14 protein-coding genes and 1 pseudogene are annotated in these 16,622 nt (G+C 66.1%); 13 read left to right on the top strand and 2 right to left on the bottom strand.

The annotated features are described in order from the left end of the window. The first annotated feature begins 7 nt into the window (after positions 1-7). The 8 genes from EWM63_RS04315 (at position 8) to EWM63_RS04280 (ending at position 8,432) form a co-directional block, all read left to right on the top strand. On the top strand, positions 8-3,631 hold the full coding sequence (locus EWM63_RS04315) for an EAL domain-containing protein (RefSeq protein ID WP_130185441.1): 3,624 nt from the start codon (positions 8-10) through the stop codon (positions 3,629-3,631). 14 nt (positions 3,632-3,645) lie between these two features. Beyond that, positions 3,646-3,912 carry a hypothetical protein gene (locus EWM63_RS04310; RefSeq protein ID WP_130185440.1) on the top strand — a complete coding sequence of 89 codons (267 nt, stop codon included), beginning with the start codon at positions 3,646-3,648 and terminating at the stop codon, positions 3,910-3,912. 73 nt (positions 3,913-3,985) lie between these two features. After that, complete coding sequence (locus tag EWM63_RS04305) at positions 3,986-4,654, top strand: TetR/AcrR family transcriptional regulator (protein WP_130185439.1); 669 nt, start codon at positions 3,986-3,988, stop codon at positions 4,652-4,654. Then, complete coding sequence (locus EWM63_RS04300; RefSeq protein ID WP_130185438.1) at positions 4,651-5,199, top strand: LOG family protein; 549 nt, start codon at positions 4,651-4,653, stop codon at positions 5,197-5,199. Before EWM63_RS04305 ends, EWM63_RS04300 begins: the two co-directional genes overlap by 4 nt. Positions 5,200-5,212: 13 nt before the next feature. Then, positions 5,213-5,983 (top strand): hypothetical protein, encoded by a 771-nt coding sequence (locus EWM63_RS04295; RefSeq protein WP_130185437.1) that lies wholly within the window; start codon positions 5,213-5,215, stop codon positions 5,981-5,983. Between the two features lie 21 nt (positions 5,984-6,004). Next, the gene (locus EWM63_RS04290; RefSeq protein WP_130185436.1) at positions 6,005-6,190 is read left to right on the top strand and encodes a hypothetical protein; all 186 of its coding nucleotides are present in this window, start codon (positions 6,005-6,007) and stop codon (positions 6,188-6,190) included. 111 nt (positions 6,191-6,301) lie between these two features. Continuing rightward, positions 6,302-6,868 (top strand): hypothetical protein, encoded by a 567-nt coding sequence (locus EWM63_RS04285; protein ID WP_130185435.1) that lies wholly within the window; start codon positions 6,302-6,304, stop codon positions 6,866-6,868. A 190-nt stretch (positions 6,869-7,058) separates the two neighbouring features. Next, positions 7,059-8,432, top strand: a complete 1,374-nt coding sequence (locus tag EWM63_RS04280; protein ID WP_130185434.1) for a glycoside hydrolase family 27 protein — start codon at positions 7,059-7,061, stop codon at positions 8,430-8,432. A 16-nt stretch (positions 8,433-8,448) separates the two neighbouring features. Here EWM63_RS04280 and EWM63_RS04275 read toward each other — a convergent pair whose 3' ends face one another. Both EWM63_RS04275 and EWM63_RS04270 read right to left on the bottom strand, forming a co-directional pair. Then, complete coding sequence (locus EWM63_RS04275) at positions 8,449-9,423, bottom strand: tripartite tricarboxylate transporter substrate binding protein (RefSeq protein ID WP_130185433.1); 975 nt, start codon at positions 9,421-9,423, stop codon at positions 8,449-8,451. A gap of 33 nt (positions 9,424-9,456) precedes the next feature. Beyond that, positions 9,457-10,548, bottom strand: coding sequence for a porin (locus EWM63_RS04270; RefSeq protein ID WP_130185432.1), 1,092 nt, complete (start codon positions 10,546-10,548; stop codon positions 9,457-9,459). 147 nt (positions 10,549-10,695) lie between these two features. Here EWM63_RS04270 and EWM63_RS04265 point away from each other — a divergent pair, with 147 nt between their 5' ends. The 5 genes and pseudogenes from EWM63_RS04265 (at position 10,696) to EWM63_RS04245 (ending at position 16,593) form a co-directional block, all read left to right on the top strand. After that, positions 10,696-11,385, top strand: coding sequence for a response regulator (locus tag EWM63_RS04265; protein WP_130185431.1), 690 nt, complete (start codon positions 10,696-10,698; stop codon positions 11,383-11,385). A gap of 13 nt (positions 11,386-11,398) precedes the next feature. Continuing rightward, positions 11,399-12,886: a sensor histidine kinase gene (locus EWM63_RS04260; protein WP_130185430.1), complete on the top strand. Its 1,488-nt coding sequence runs from the start codon at positions 11,399-11,401 to the stop codon at positions 12,884-12,886. Positions 12,887-13,045: 159 nt separating this feature from the next. Then, positions 13,046-14,499 (top strand): annotated as a pseudogene (locus EWM63_RS04255) (CitMHS family transporter). A 93-nt stretch (positions 14,500-14,592) separates the two neighbouring features. Next, positions 14,593-15,603 (top strand): zinc-binding alcohol dehydrogenase family protein, encoded by a 1,011-nt coding sequence (locus EWM63_RS04250; protein WP_130185429.1) that lies wholly within the window; start codon positions 14,593-14,595, stop codon positions 15,601-15,603. 75 nt (positions 15,604-15,678) lie between these two features. Beyond that, positions 15,679-16,593: a GntR family transcriptional regulator gene (locus tag EWM63_RS04245; RefSeq protein WP_130185428.1), complete on the top strand. Its 915-nt coding sequence runs from the start codon at positions 15,679-15,681 to the stop codon at positions 16,591-16,593. The last annotated feature ends 29 nt before the right edge of the window (positions 16,594-16,622 follow it).

Below are 16,622 nucleotides of genomic sequence, written 5' to 3'. Positions count from 1 at the left end.
GGACGACGTGTCTGCACGCATCCTCATCATCGAAGACAATCCCACCAACATGGAGTTGATGGTGTATCTGCTGCGCGCCTTCGGCTACACCCCGCTCACGGCGAGTGATGGCGAGGAAGGCGTGGCCGCCGCGCTGCGCGAACAGCCGGACCTGATCATCTGCGACGTGCACCTGCCCAAGCTCGATGGCTACGGCGTCGTTACCGCGCTGAAGGCCGATCCTGTCACGCGGCGCATACCCGCGCTGGCCGTCACGGCGCTGGCGATGGTGGGCGATCGCGAACGACTGCTTGCCGCGGGATTCGACGGCTACATCGGCAAGCCGATCGAACCGGACAGTTTCGTCACGCAAATCGAATCTTTTTTACCAGGGGAGATGTCGCCCCGTCAGAATGACGACATCGCAACGATCCTGATCGTCGACGATCACGTGCTGAACCGGCAGTTCCTGATGACCCTGCTGGGCTTTTCCGGCCACCGTCTCATGGAAGCGGCCAGCGGCGCGGAGGCGCTGAAGCTGATGGAGCGCGACCGGCCGGACCTGATCATTTCGGACATCCTCATGCCGAACATGGATGGCTACGAATTCGTGGCCCGCGTGCGCGACAATCCGGACACGGCCGACGTGCCGATCATCTTCTACACGGCGACCTACCGCGAACGCGAGGCGGTCGCCGTGGCGCAATCGTGCGGCGTGCGCTGGGTGCTGCCGAAGCCCTCCGATCCCGATGTGATCATGGCCACCGTGCAGGAAGCGCTGGGCGTGCCCGCGGCGCACGCCAGCGTGCCGGACTTCGCCACGGGCCTGGCCGAGGCCCCGCAGGGCGACACGAACCTGGGCGGCATCGGCCACAAGATGGCCGAGTACCTCGATGAAGTGGAAACCAGCAGCCAGGTCATCTCCGAGCTGGCGCACCATGAAACGCCCGATGGCGAAGCCGAGCGGCTGCGCTCGATGACGCAGCGGCTGTCGAAAAGCCTGTCCAGCCTGCAGGCCGTGAGCCTGCGGCTGACGGCGCTGATCGAACTGGGCATCGACCTGTCCGCCGAACGGGAACCGCAGGCGCTGGTGGACATCGGCTGCAACGTCGCGCAAAACATCTGCGTGGCGAAGTATGCGTGCATCGGCGTGCTGAACGAGGAAGGCGACGCGCTCGGCTGGTTCAGCCATTGCGGCAGCGCCGAACCGGCGCGCGTGCTGTGCGGCGCGCCCGATGCGGGCATCCTGAAACGCATTCTCCAGGAACGCCAGCCGGTGCGCGAGCACGCGCTGCCGGGCGACCCCGCGCACCTTGGCCTGCCGGACGACCATCCGCCCGTGCATTCCTTCCTCGGTGTGCCGATCGCTTCGGCCACGCGGGTGCATGGCTGGCTGTACCTGGCCGACAAGTTGGGGGACAACGGTTTTTCCGAGATCGACGAGCGGATCGCCGTCACCGTCGCCTCGCAGATCGCCGTCTCGTATGAAAACCTCAGGCTGTACGAGGAAGTGCGCCGCAACCACGAGCAGCTGCAGCAGGACATGGCCGCGCGCAGCCGGCTCACGGAAGACCTGCGCCGCTTCCGGCTGGCGATGGACGCGACGGCCGACGCCATCTTCCTCGTCGACCGCGCCAACACGTGCTTCGTCGACGTCAACGTGACGGCGTGCCGCATGCTCGGCTTCGAACGCGAGGATTTCCTGCTGGTGGGCGATCGCGGCAACGCGCCGATGCAACTGGTGGATTTGTACGACAAGCTGCTGGCCGGCGACCAGGGAGGCGCGATGGCCGAACTGCTGCTGCACCGGCGCGACGGTTCGCTGATCTCGGTCGAGGTGCAGCGCCGCACGCTGCGCTCGGGGCAGAACTGGATCCTGGTGGCGGTGGCCCGCGATATCACGGAGCGCAAGGAAGCCGAGCGCCGCCTGCTGAAGCTGGCGCACTTCGACACGCTGACGGGCTTGCCGAACCGCAGCCAGCTGTATGAATCGCTGACCCATTCGCTGAAGCAGGCCGCCGAGCACCGCTGGGCACTGGCCGTGCTGTTCCTCGACATGGACCGCTTCAAGAACATCAACGACACGCTGGGCCACACGATCGGCGACGAACTCCTGAAGGAGTTCTCCAGCCGCCTGGTCGACTGCCTGCGCGTGCGCGACACGATCGGCCGCTTCGGGGGCGACGAATTCGCGGCGATCCTGATGCTGCCCGAGGGCATGCAGGGGGCCTTGCCGGTCATTGAGAAGATCCGCGAGGCGATGCGCAAGCCATTCGACCTGAAGGGGCACGAAGTCACCGTGACCGCGTCGATCGGCATCTCGGTCTATCCCGATGACGGCCAGGATGCCGATACGCTGATCAAGTATGCCGACACGGCCATGTACCGCGCCAAGGAAGCGGGGCGCGACGCGTTCCGCTTCTTCACGGCCGAGATGAACGCCCAGTCGCTGGCGCGCCTGGACATGGAGAACGCGCTGCGCCGGGCCATCGACAACGAGGAATTCGTGCTGCACTTCCAGCCGAAGATCGACATCGGCACCGGCCGCATCAGCGGTGCCGAGGCGCTGATCCGCTGGAACCGGCCCGGCCACGGCATGGTGTCGCCGGCACTCTTCGTGCCGCTGCTGGAAGAAACCGGCCTGATCGTGCGGGTCGGCGCCTGGGTGATCCACGATGCCTGCCGCCAGATCGCGCACTGGAAGAATTCGGGTGCCGGCGCCGTGCAGGTTTCCGTCAACGTCTCGGGCATCCAGTTCTTCGTCGGCGGGCTGGAAGAGGAAGTGCTGCGCGCGCTGCGCGAACACGACATTCCGCCCGAGCTGCTGGAACTGGAGCTGACGGAAAGCTCGCTGATGAGCAATGCCGAGGAAACCATCACGATGCTGCAGAACCTGAAGGAACTGGGCATCAAGATCTCGATCGACGACTTCGGCACCGGCTATTCGTCGCTGGCCTACCTGAAGCGCTTCCCGATCGACAAGCTGAAGATCGACATCGCGTTCGTGCGCGAAGTCACGTCGAACCCGGACGACGCGGCCATCGTGCTGGCCATTATCAACATGGCGCACAGCATGAAGCTGAAGGTCATTGCCGAGGGCGTGGAAAAGGATGCCCAGCTGGCTTACCTGCGCCGGCACGACTGCGACGAGATGCAGGGCTATTTTTTTTCGCGGCCCGTGCCCGCCGCCGACTTCGAGACGATGCTGCGCGAGAAGCGCTACCTGCCCGCGCCGGCCGATGAGGCGCGCGACGACGGCAAGCCCACGCTGCTGATTGTCGACGACGATGCGTTCATGCTCGACGTGCTGTCCGATTTCCTGGCCCAGGACGGCTACCGCATCCTGACGGCGCAGACGGCGCATGAAGGCTTCGACATCCTGGCGCGCCACAATGTGCAGGTGATCCTGTGCGACCAGTGCATGCCGTCGATGAGCGGCACGGAATTCATGGAGCGGGTGAAGAACCTGGCGCCGGATACGTTCCGCATCATGCTGTCGGCCTACGCCGATCTCACGCCGATCATGGCCGCGATCAACCAGGGCGCGATCGACCGCTTCTACACGAAACCGTGGAAGGGGGCGGTACTGCGCGAAAACATCCGCGAAGGCTTCCGCCTGTATGCGCAGTCACGGCGGGCCCAGGCCGCGTAGGAAGGAAAAACACCATGGTGAAAAAACGCATCCAGGCGATCTGGCAGGCCGGCCTCGAAGACTTCACGGTGCGCCGCGAGCGCGCCGAGGCCTTGCGCGCCGTGGTCCGGCACGAATCGGCCGCCTCGCCAAAGCGGCAGCTGCGCGACCGGGCGATGGAGGAGCAGGTGCAGCGCGCCGTGATCGCCGCCACGGCGCCGCTGCGGCAGGAGGTGGACTCGCTGAAGCACGAGGTGAATGAACTGAAGGGGCAGGTGATCCGGCTGAAGAAGGGCAAGTAGCCGCGCGCGAGCAGATTCCGCACGGCCGTTCCATCGGTGTTATGCTTGCGACCAAAACAACAGCACCCCGGCCATGTTACAGAAAGCTCCCAGAAGAACGCGCGAACGCATCCAGGAATTGTCGCTGCGCCTGTTCAACGAGTTCGGTGAACCGAACATCACGACGACCGTGATCGCCGAAGAGCTGAACATCTCGCCAGGAAACCTGTACTACCACTTCCGCAACAAGGATGACATCGTCAACTCGATATTCATCGAGTTCGAGCAGGAGATCGAGCGCATCCTGCACGTGCCCGCCGGCCGCCGTTCCAATATCGAGGACGTGTGGCAGTACCTGCACCTGATGTTCGAGCTCATCTGGCGCTACCGCTTCTTCTACCGCGACCTGAACGACCTGCTGTCACGCAACCGCAAGCTGGAACTGCACTTCAAGCAGATCCTGGCGCACAAGATCAAGGTGGCCAAGCAGCTGTGCGAAGATTTGCGCACCGAAGGCTCGCTGGAAGCGAACGACCTGAAGATCGATGCGATGGCAACGAACATGGTGGTGGTGGCCACGTACTGGCTGTCGTATGAATATGTGCGCAACCCGCGCAAGTACACCGAGCAGCAGTCGATGGCCGATGCGCTGGCGCGCGGCTGCTACCAGGTGCTGATCCAGGTCGAGCCCTACCTGCGCGGCGAAACGCTGGCGCGCTTCCAGAAACTGTCCGACGACTATCTCAAGAAACTGAACAAGTGAAATCCATCTGTGTGTACTGTGGCGCCAATGCGGGCGCCAGGCCGCTGTATGCGGAACGCGCGCGTGCCCTCGCGGCCGCGCTGGTCGATGCCAACCTGTCGCTCGTGTACGGCGGCGGCAACGTGGGGCTGATGGGCGTGATCGCCGATGAAGTGCTGCGCCTCGGCGGCGAGGTGACGGGCGTGATCCCCACCGCGCTGGTCGAACGCGAAGTGGGCCACACGGGGCTCACGCGCCAGTTCATCGTCAAGGACATGCATGAACGCAAGGCCATGATGGCCCAGTTGTCCGACGGTTTCATCGCCATGCCGGGCGGCCTCGGCACGCTCGAGGAACTGTTCGAGATGCTGACCTGGTCGCAGCTGGGCATCCACGACAAGCCCATCGCGCTGTACAACGTGGACGGCTTCTACGACCGGCTGACCGACTTCATCGCGCACGCTCGCGAAGAAGGCTTCATTCATCCGCGCAATGCCGAGCGCATGCTCGTCGAGGAAGCCCCGGCGGCACTGGTGGCGCTGCTGAAGGCGCAGCGCGGCGGCTGACCGCGTCCACGGCATGGAAATCGCGACCCTTACGCAGGCCGATACGCGCAACGAGATCCTTTGCGAGGCTTTTCTCGTGACAGGCCTGGAGACCTTCGAGCAGCTCCTGGCAGTGCATGAGTACTACTCGCGCAAGTTCCCGGACCGTTCCGTGCTTGTCTCGCTCGACGATTTCGCGCAGGCTTCGTACACCTGCACCCACGCCATCATGGCGCATGGGCTGGACGACACCGATGGCCACGACCTGTCGCAGGTGGACCCGGCCGCGTTCGAGGACGGCGAGCATCCCGGCTTCCTGTCGACGCCATCGGAGTTCTTCATCCGGCGCGACAACTTCATCGCGAAGTCGGCCTCCGTCCGCTTCGACGATGCCTGTGACCGCGGCATTGGCATGAACGACGAGGACCTGGCCGAACTGGAGAGTGTCAATGCCACGCCTGGCCTGATACTCGATGACCGCGCCGTCATGTGGGCAGTGCCGGTGGACGACCCATCGCTGGCGTTGTGCGCGTTCCCGAATGGGTATTTCACCAGCGACCTGAATCCTTTCGAAAACCATGCGCTGGCCGCGCTGTTGCATCGGCGGTTCGGCTACCGGCTGTTCGGTATCGGGGCGTCATGGCTCGGTTTCCGGCGCGAGGCACCGCTGGACAGTGAGCATGCCGATCAGTTGGCACATGCGTTGGCGCGCCTGTACAGCGTCGAGGATGATGGTGCGGCAATCGGGAAGCTGCGGGAAATCGCCGGGCGCCATGCATGGCTGTTCCTGCGCTATACCGAGTGATCGGCCACGTCCGCGTCCGAAGTGCTCGCATTCGACCGGGTGGACGGCCTGGCCTGGAAGCAGTCGGACCTCGGTATCGATGGCGTGGTGCTGCACCGTGCAGGCATGGGCCGGATCGATGGCGAAGGCGACCAGGATCCGCCGGGTGGCTGGCAGCCGTTCAGCTTGCAGTCGGATACGGGCTTCACGATCGGGAATGACACGTGAGCATGGCACCGCGTGGGGTACCATGGTCGCCCGACGACATCCATACCATGCCAGGGATGACCCTTTCCCATGCCTGCTGACCGCACTCCCGCGCAACGGCGGCGCGCCAACTTGCTGAGCGTCCTGGCCCTGCTCCACATTGTCGGAGCGGGCCTGCTGGGCCATTTCAGCGGGCGGTTCGTCTTCGACCATGCCGGACCCTGGATGAGAATGGCTCTGTGGTCGTCGGCAGTCCTTGTGCCTCTCGTGATTTTCCTGATGGCGGACAGCCGGGCATTCACAAAACAACTGGCAATAAAAACTCCGACGACCTCGCTGAGGAACGGGATCGTGATACCGCTTTGCGCCTTGGCGGCGGTCGGCCTGTTCTTCGCGGGACCGCTCGGGTGGTACGTGGGTGTCATGGCGTGGTCCGGCGGCCCGGTACAGCATGTGGGTGCGACCGCGATCGACGTCGGCGCCCACGGCCAGGCCAAGGGTTGCGATCAGTCTGCGACGCTGCGCATCCTGTCGGCCGACGAGAAGACCTGCCTGGATGGGCTGTATCCCCCGGGTGCCATGCGACCCGGGGAACGGCTCGACGTCGGCATTATCGTATCGCCGATCGGTTTCCTGATCGTGTCGATGTCAGGCACCTCGGCACCGCGAGAGTCGGGACGTCCATACGACGTGGAATAAGCGTCTGGTGTCCTGACGCGATCGAGGCCATGCCGGTGGACGGAGCAGCCCAAGGCATCCATTCTCATCCATGTCAATTCCGATATCGGACGCGCATTTATCGTGATCGCAGAAGCCGTCATGGCGGCGCATTGTCGAGGTAACATCTGTTGGTTCGACCCGGCCTTCCGATCATCCAATTGCCCCGAGAATGAATCCACACCGCAGAAACCTCCTGACCGCTTCCATCCTCTCCGGCCTGGCCAGCGTGGCGCCTTCCGTCACCAGCGCGGCGACCGCAACCACGGCAAGCCCGGCGCGCAAAATAAACGAACTGGCCCCGACGCCGCCGATGGGCTGGAACAGCTGGAACTCGTTTGCCACCACGATTACCGAGGCGCAGGCGCTGGAAAATGCCCGCATCATGGCCGACAAGCTGCTGCCGTCCGGTTACGACGTGTTCACCGTCGACATCCAGTGGTATGAGCCGAACGCCAACAGCTACGAATACCGCAAGAACGCGCAGTTGACGATGGACGAACACGGCCGCCTGCTGCCGGCGCCGAACCGCTTCCCGAGCGCGGCCAAGGGCGGCGGCTTCAAGGCGCTGGCCGACCAGGTGCACAAGCTGGGCATGAAGTTCGGCATCCACGTGATGCGCGGCATTCCGCGCCAGGCCGTGGCCGCGAACACGCCGGTGCTGGGCACGACCTACCGCGCAAAGGATATCGCCAACACGAACTCGATCTGCGCGTGGAACCCCGACATGTATGGCGTCGACATGAGCAAGCCCGGTGCGCAGGCCTACTACGATTCGATCTTCGCGCTGTACGCGTCGTGGGGCGTGGACTTCGTCAAGATGGACGACATGTCGCGGCCGTATGAATTGAACTGGCCGGAGATCGAGGCGGCGCAGAAGGCGATCCGCAAGACGGGCCGGCCGATCACGCTCAGCCTGTCGCCCGGCGAGACCGACCTGAAATGGGCAATGCACGTGCCGCACCATGCGCAGATGTGGCGCATCTCGGATGACTTCTGGGACGAGTGGAAGCTGCTGCACGAGCAGTTCACGCGGCTGGAAAACTGGAATCCCGTCATGGGGCCGAATGCGTGGCCGGATGCGGACATGCTGCCGCTGGGCCGACTCGCGCTCGGCGAGCGCGATACGAAGTTCACGCCGGATGAACAGCAGACGCTGATGACGCTGTGGTCGATCGCCCGCTCGCCGCTGATCATGGGCGGCGACCTGCGCCACCTTGATGAACGCACGCTGGCGCTGCTGACCAACCCCGAAGTGCTGGCCGTGAACCAGCGCAGCACGGCCAACCGGCCGCACCGGGCCGATGCCGGTACCCGCATCTGGAGCGCACAGCCTGCAGGCAAGGACAATGTGTATTACCTGGCGCTGTTCAACACGGGCGACCAGGCCACGGAACTGGTGTTCGACCTGTCGCGCCTGAACCTGGGCGGGCGTCAGGTCAAGTGCCGCGACCTGTGGGCGCGGCGCGACCTGGCGCCGGTTGCCGGCAGCATCCGCCAGGCGCTGGCGCCGCACGCTTCGGTATTGCTGCAACTGACCGCGTGAGGTCGATCCACGGTGGTCAGCGTTCGCGCACGAGCCCGAAGTGCCTGGCCTGCCGGCTGTAGGTATCGGCGGTGCGCTTGATGTAGGCGGTCAGCGCATCGCCGGTGAGTGAAAACGGATACAACCCCGCCTGCGTGCGCAGTTGCGCGAAACCGGGTGCCGATTCGATGCCGGCAAAGGCCGCCACCCAGCGCCGGTAGTCGGCATCGGGCACGTCCGGCCCCATCCACACGCCGCGGATCACGGGCCACACCACGTCATACCCCTGTTCGCGCGCGGTCGGCACGCCGGCCAGCAGCCCGGGCAGGCGGCGCTCGGCCAGCACCGCCAGCACCCGCACCTTGCCGGGTCCGGCATACAGCAGCGCTTCGGACGTGTCGCCCGACACCGCCTGCACGTGATTGGCCTGCATCGCCACGAACTGCTCGCCACCGCCTTCGAGCGCCACGAAGCGCATCTGGCGCGGATCGACACCGGCCATGCGCGCCAGCAGCGCCATCTTGATCCAGTCCTGGCTGCCCACCGTGCCGGACATGCCGATCAGCACGCGGCGCGGATCGCGGCGCAGCGCGCCGAGCAGGTCGCCCAGCGTGCGCCACGGCGAGTCGGCCGGCACGGCGACCATGCCGTAATCGGCACCGAACGCGGCAACCCAGCGCACGTCGCCGACGTCGGCCTTGCCGAACTTGCCCAGCGCCAGGTTCAAGACCGAGCCGCTGGAAAACGTGACCAGGGTATCGGGCTCCGCGCGGCGCTGCGACACGAGCGTGTGCCATGCCACGGCGCCCACGCCGCCGGGCAGATAGCTGAGCTTCAGCCGCGGCGCGGCGGGATCGGTCTGCAAGGCTTTCTGGGCCAGCTTGCAGGTCAGGTCCATCGCGCCTCCCGGTTTCGACGGAATGAGGCATTCGGCTTCGGGCGGTTGCGCGCCGGCGGACCCCAGGCAGAGCAGGGCCGCGCACGACAGCAGGAGGCGACGTGGATGGTTCATGCACCCATGATAGCGCGCCGGCATGGGCCGGGGTCAGAAGCGGTGCTGGATGCCGGCGGTGACGCCCGTCTGCGTGGTGCCGGTGCCGGCATCGTCGCGCGACAGACCCACCAGCTGGCCGTCGTGGGCCTTTGCGTGCGCCACGGACAGGTAGAGATCGGTCCGCTTCGACAGTGCCAGCATGGCGCGCGCCACGAACATCGTGGGGTCGGCATCCTGGCCGGCCGGCAGGTTCTTCGTGTCGATGTGGTAGACCGCGCCGGTCAGCGTCACGTCGTCGATCACGCGCGTGATGCCGCCCCAGTACGTGTTGCCGCGCAGGTCGGCGATCGCCGGGCTGCCGGAGCGCAGCTTGTAGTTGCGCATGCCGGCCGTGTAGCGCCAGTCGCCCGTTTTGTAGTCAGCCCCCGCGTGGCAGGCGTTGGTCTTGTCGCGCCCCGTCGCCGGCGCGGCCGTGATGCCGGCGGTCGTGTTGCCGCCAGCCGTTATCCCATTGATCTGTTCGCACGTGGCCATCAGGCCGATGCCGTCGCCGAACCACGAACCGCCCAGCGAGATCTTGCGGCCATCGGTCGAGTTGCCGGCCCGTTCGCCCAGGGCGACCGTGGCGCCATAGGTGAAACCGCCGGTCTTGCCGGTGTATTTCACCATGTTGTCGAATGCTGTCGTCATGCCGTATTTCGACGGTCCGGTGGCGCCGCCCGAGGTGGCCCACGAGTAATTCGGCGCGAAGCCCAGCGGGTCGAACTTGATCACCAGCTCATAGGTGGTGGTGAACGAGCGGCCGATTACCAGGCGGCCGTAGGCGCCTTCCAGGCCCACGTAGGCCTGGCGCTTGAACAGCGCGCCGTCGGCGCCGCCGGTGTCCATCAGGATGCCGCCTTCGAGGTTGTAGACGGCCTTCAGGCCGCCACCCAGGTCTTCGCTGCCGCGGATGCCCCAGCGCGAAGTGTTCTTGCCGCCCGAGATCACGCGCGCCAGGTTGCCGCCATCGGCGCTGGCATGGTTCACGTATTCGACGCCGGCGTCGAGCAGGCCGTAGAGCTGCACGCTGCTCTGGGCAAATGCGGAATGGTTCAGTGAAAGCGCTGCCAGGGCGGCGAGCGCGAGCGAAGATTGCTTCATGGTGTCTCCTGATAAGTCGTTATGTGATGCTTGTTTGGGTCGGACTATATGCGCGCCGAGCTTTCAATTCCCTTTCAGTACGCCGCAAATCACCCGGGCGGCCCGCCAGCCTTTCCCCGGCGCGGTATTTGCGCTTACACTGGCGCGATGAGAATCCTGTTAGTCGAAGACCATGTCGAGCTGTCGCACTGGGTATCGAAAGCCCTGCGCGACGCCAACCTCACCGTCGAATGCGCGGCCACGGGCGCGGATGCCGACACGCTGCTGCATACCCAGGATTACGCGCTCGTCATCCTGGACCTCACACTGCCCCGCATGGACGGGATGGAGGTGCTGCGGCGCCTGCGCGCCCGCGGCGGCACGCGCGGCGGCACGCCGGTACTGATCCTGACGGCCCGCGGCGGCCTGGAAGACCGTGTGCAAGGCCTGAACGAAGGCGCCGACGATTACCTGGCCAAGCCGTTCGAGCTGGCCGAGCTGGAGGCGCGCGTGAAAGCGCTGCTGCGCCGGCGCAGCGGCAACGAGTCGCTGGTGCACCGCTGCGGCCAGCTCAGCTTCGATACCGTGTCGCGCATGTTTGCCTACTGCGGCGAGCCGCTGGCGCTCACGCCGCGCGAGCACGCCGTGCTGGAAGCCCTGATCGCCCGGCCGGGCCGCGCGCTGTCGAAGGAAAAGCTGTTCCAGGAAGTGTTCGCGCTGGAAGACGACGTCAACCTCGACGCCATCGAGCTGTATGTCCACCGCATCCGCAAGAAGCTCGAACGGCGCCCGGATGGCGGCGCCTCGATCGTCACGCTGCGCGGGATCGGCTACCTGATGCAGGAACGCCCGGCCTGAAGCCGGCGCCGTCATGCCGCCTGTCGTTTCCCTGGTTATCGATTTCCTGACTCGTCGCCCGGGCAGCGGCGCGACGAGGGCGCTGGGCAGCCTGCGCAACCAGCTGCTGCGCTGGCTGCTCCTGCCGCTCGTGGCGCTGGTGGCGCTGAACGCGATCTCGGTCTACCGCGACGCGCTGGAGACCGCCGATGTCGCCTACGACCGCTCGCTGCTGTCGTCCACGCGCGCGCTGGCGGAGCGGGTGACGGTGCGGGGCGGCAAGGTGGTGGCCAACGTGCCCTACGTGGCGCTGGACAGTTTCGAGACCGACACGCTGGGCCGCATCTACTACAAGGTCACGGGCCTGCGTGGCGAAACCGTGTCCGGCTACGACGACCTGCCGCCCGTGCCGGCCAGCGTGCCGCGTTCGGACCTGTACCCGGCGCTGGTGCGCTTCTACCACGCCAGCTACAACGGCGAGCCGGTGCGCATCGCGGCACTGCTGCAGCCCGTCTATGACGATTCGATGCGCGGCATCGCCCTGATCCAGGTCGGCGAAACGCTCGATGCGCGGCATGCCTTGTCGCGCCGCATCCTGCTCAATACCCTGCTGCGCCAGGCGCTGCTCGTGCTGGCCGTGGCCACGCTGGTGTGGTTCGCCGTGCGCCTCGTGCTGCGGCCGCTGATGCGGCTGAAGAATGAGGTCGAGACGCGCCCGCTGTCCGACCTGTCCAATATCGACGAAGCCCTGGTGCACCGGGAAGTGCGGCCCCTGGTGGGCGCGATGAACGGCACGATGGCGCGCATGCAGGACCTGATCGCCAGCCAGCGCCGCTTCATCGCCGATGCTTCGCACCAGTTGCGCACGCCGCTCGCGGTGCTCAAGACGCAGGCCGAGATCGCCTTGCGCGAAGACGATCCGGCCGCGATGCGCGCCATCGTGCGCTCGATCGCCGGCACCACCGATTCTGCCATCCACCTGGCCAACCGGCTGCTGACCCTCGCGCGCATCGAGCACGGCGGCGGCAGCGCCCACGCCGCGCCGGTCGCGCTGGCCGCCGTGGCGGCGCAGGTCGGGCTGGAGCTGGCCGTGCCGGCCGTGCAGAAAGGCATCGACCTGGCGCTGGAAGCGGAGGAGGGTGCCGACAGCACGGTCGCGGGGCAGGAACTCTTGCTGCATGAGCTGGTCTCCAACCTGGTCGACAACGCGATCCGCTACACGCCGGCGGGCGGCAGCGTGCTGGTGCGGGTGAGCCGGCCACCGCCGGGCGTGCTGCTGGAAGTGCTCGACAGCGGCCCCGGCATCGCCCCGGAGGACATCGACAAGGTGCTGACGCCGTTCTACCGCGCCCAGGCCACGCTGGAAGCCAATCCCGGCGGCACCGGCCTCGGGCTGACCATCGTGCGCGAGATCGCCAGCCAGCATGGCGCCGCCGTGGCGCTGGACCGGGGCATCGAAGGCCGCGGCCTGAAGGTGGCAATCCTGTTTCCCGTGATTGGCGACGCGCTGAAAGCCAGTTGAAAGCCTGGCGGGCTTATAGTCGGCGCAGACAGGCAGACACCGCTGCACTTTTCCAGTACCTGCGACGTGCCTGCCGCGCCCCCGCGCTTCCCAAACAGACAATGATGGGCAATCCAGCCCACGCCATCAGCAGGTACAGCACCTGCAAGGAGACTGATGATGTTGACCACCCTGGCCTATTCGATGGTCGTAGTGTTCATGTTCCTGATCATGACCAAGCGCCTGCCGGCGCTGGTCGCGCTGATCATCGTGCCGATCGCCTTCGGCATCATCGGCGGCTTCGGCCCGAGCTCGGGCCGATGATGCTCGACGGCATCAAGAAACTGGCGCCCACCGGCGTCATGCTGATGTTCGCGATCCTGTACTTCGGCGTCATGATCGATGCCGGCCTGTTCGATCCCGTCGTGCGCCGCATCCTGAAGGTGGTGCAGGGCGATCCGATGAAGATCGTCGTCGGCACCGCGGTGCTGGCCATGTTCATCTCGCTGGACGGCGACGGCGCCACCACGTACATGATCACCGTGTCGGCCATGCTGCCGCTGTACCAGCGCCTCGGCATGAGCCGCCTGGTGCTGGCCTGCGTGATCATGCTGGCGGGCGGCGTGTTCAATATCCTGCCGTGGGGCGGTCCGACGGCGCGGGCTGCCAGCGCGCTGGGCGTGGACGTGAGCGAGATCTTCGTGCCGATGATCCTGCCGATGGTCGTCACGGCCGCCTGGGTGGTGTTCGTTGCCTACATGCTCGGCATGAAGGAACGCAAGCGCCTCGGTTTCGTCGCGCTGCCGAACGAGAAGCCGCAGGCCGGCTTCGTGCAGCCCGCCATGGCCGGCATGCCGGCGACCGCCGAGCTGAACGCGATCGCCGACCAGTGGGTCGCCCATGGCGGCAACTCGGACAACGTCGACGAGGCGCGCCATGCCGCCGCGGGCGGCGCCGCATCCGGTTCGTCCGCGCCGGACATGGCCGTCGCCGTGTCGCCCAATGCGCGCCCCAAGCTGATCTGGGTGAACTTCGCGCTGACGGCGGCCCTGATGGCGCTGCTGATCATGGGCGCGCTGCCGCTGCCCGCACTGTTCATGATCTTCTTTGCGATCGCCATCATGATCAACTACCCCGGCATGCAGGAGCAGAAGGAGCGCATCGCCGAGCATGCCGCCAACGTGGTGCCCGTCGTGTCGCTGATCTTCGCGGCCGGCATCTTCGTCGGCATCCTGCAAGGCACGAAGATGGTCGATGCCATCGCCGCCAGCGTCATCGCCGGCGTGCCTGAATGGATGGGCCCGTACCTGGCCGTGGTCACCGGCATCCTCAGCATTCCGTTCACGTTCTTCATCTCGAACGACGCGTTCTACTTCGGCATCGTACCGGTGCTGGCCAAGGCGGCCGAAGTCTACGGCATCACCGCCGCCGAGATCGGCCGCGCATCGATCATCGGCCAGCCGGTCCACCTGCTCAGCCCCCTGGTGGCATCGACGTACCTGCTGGTCGGCATGTCCAAGATAGAATTCGGCGATCACCAGCGCTACACGCTGATCTGGTCGATCACGGCATCGCTGGTGATGCTGGTCGCCGGCATTCTCTTCGGCGTGATCCCGCTGATGGGCAATGCCTGACGCGCTTGCTCAGCCGGTTGAGCGATGATGCGGTAGATTTGTTTGATATATATGAAGTACACTGGTGCCCTCCGGACGAACTGAAAGGGCACCATGAAAGCTGTCGTTTGCGAATCCCCCGGCGAGCTGCGGCTCGTCGAGCGGCCCGTGCCGCAGGCCGGCCCGGGCGAAGTGCTGCTGCGCGTGCGCCGCATCGGCCTGTGCGGTACGGACATGCACATCTTCCGCGGCACCCAGCCGTACCTGAGTTATCCGCGCGTGATGGGGCATGAACTGTCAGGAGAAATCGTCACGGCACCGGAAGACAGTGGCCTGCACGCTGGCGACCCGGTCTACGTAATGCCTTACCTGTCTTGCGGCGGCTGCGTGGCCTGCCGGCAGGGCAAGACCAATTGCTGCACGCGTATCCAGGTGCTGGGCGTGCACCGCGACGGCGGCATGGCCGAATACCTGGCATTGCCCGCCCGGTTCGTGTTCAGGACCGACGGCATTTCACTCGACGATGCAGCGATGCTGGAATTCCTGGCCATCGGCGCGCATGCCGTGCGGCGCGGTGCCGTGGGCACCGGCCAGAACGTGCTCGTGGCCGGCGCCGGCCCGATCGGCATCGCGGTGGCCCTGTTCGCCCGGCTGCAGGGCGGCAAGGTGACCGTGCTCGATGCGCGCGAGGACCGCCTGGCGTTCTGCAGGCAGGCGCTGGGCATCGACCGCACGGTCACGGTGGGCGATGGCGACAGTGCGGCACTGGCCGCGCTGACGAACGGCGAGTACTACGATGCCGTGTTCGACGCCACCGGCAACGCGCGCGCCATGGAGCGGGGACTGGAGTTCGTTGCCCATGGCGGCACCTATGTGCTGGTGTCGATCGTGCGCGACCGTATCTCGTTCGACGACCCGGAATTCCACAAGCGCGAAACGACGCTGCTGGGCAGCCGCAACGCCACGGCCGACGATTTCCGCACGGTGCTGGCGGCGATGAAGGCGGGGCAGGTGCCCACGGGGCTGATGAACACGCACCGCGTCACGCTGGACGGCTTCGTCGACGCGCTGCCCCGATGGATGGACCCGGCCGCCGGCGTCATCAAGGCCATCGTCGAAGTGTGACGGCCCGCGTCCTGCACCGTGTCCCGCATGGCCTGGCAGGTAGAATGAGCCATTATTCATCCTGCCGCCCGCACCATGTCCAAGCTGCCCACCACCACGCGCCGTTGTACCAACCTGCTGCTGGCGTACATCGCGGACAACGTGGCGGTCGGCGAAGCGCTGCCGACCGAAGTGAAGATGACCGAAGTGGGGCAGGGCAGCCGCACGGCGATCCGCAGCACGCTGGCCTACTTCATCGAGCGCGGCCTGATCGCCGGCATGAAGGAGCGGCAACTGCTGCGCAAGCCGCGCGACGACGACTGGTTCGACGTTTCGGAACTGCACAGCGGCACCGAGCGGCTGCAGCAGGTGCTGATGGAACGCATCTACCAGCGCGACCTGCCGCCGGGCGCCGAGTTCTCGGAAGCAGAATTGTCGCGCGCCTCCGGCGTCAGCACGATCGCCGTGCGCGAATTCCTGATCGGCTTCTCGCGCCATGGCCTGATCGAGAAAAAGCCGCGCGGCGGATGGCGCCTGTGCGCATTCGATCCTTCGTTCGCCCAGGAGCTGGGCGAGGTGCGGGAAATGTTCGAGCTGAAGGCGATCGAGCGGGTAGCGGCGCTGCCGCCGGACCACGAGGCCTTCGACCGCCTGGCCGAACTGCTGGCACGGCACGAAGCGCTGGGCGCGGCGCCGGCGGCCAGCCATGCCGATTTTCCGCCCCTCGACCGCGAATTCCACACCTTTCTCATCGGCCTGCTGGACAACCGCTTCGCGAACAGCCTGAACGACGCGGTATCGCTGGTCTTCCACTACCACTACCAGTGGGACAAGCGCGACGAACTGCCCCGCAACCAGTACGCGGTGCAGGAACACGTGGCGATCCTGCGCGCGCTCGTGGCGCGCGACGTGCCGGCCGCGCTGGCGGCGATGCGCACGCACTTGCAGTCGTCGCGCAGCACCATGCTCGACGCGCTGCGCCTCCGGGAGATCCGGCAGCACGCGGGTTGACTGCCGGCGCGGCCGGCTGTCGCGCTTTT

This window comes from Pseudoduganella lutea (assembly GCF_004209755.1).
Classification (GTDB): Bacteria; Pseudomonadota; Gammaproteobacteria; order Burkholderiales; family Burkholderiaceae_D; genus Rugamonas; species Rugamonas lutea.
The sequence above is the reverse complement of the archived record's forward strand: the minus strand, read 5'-3'. Positions and strand labels throughout refer to the sequence as shown.